The 214-nt window shown below is 45.3% G+C and carries 1 protein-coding gene; it reads right to left on the bottom strand.

Going from position 1 to position 214, the window contains the following annotated elements:
- Positions 1 to 214, bottom strand: a 214-nt coding sequence (locus ACW9IR_RS30395) for a hypothetical protein (protein WP_457466319.1), incomplete at both ends; no start/stop codon positions are given.

Raw genomic sequence — 214 nt, 5'->3', positions numbered from 1 at the left:
TCCAATTCCGGGAATGCTGGTGTCGTACAGGTAGTATCCTAGATACGGATAAGACACTGTCTGATTCAAGCTAACAATCGGTGTAGTACAAGTAAAACCCCATGGCACCGGAAACTCTAGAATAAACTCTCCAGAGAACAATACCTCGCCGATTGGGACATCTACATTGAGTGGTGGAATATTTACAGGCTGTGCAATACCGAAAGGCGTTGCA

It is taken from the genome of Pseudomonas sp. SDT291_1_S447, assembly GCF_054070155.1.
This window is presented reverse-complemented; position numbering and strand designations above follow the sequence as displayed.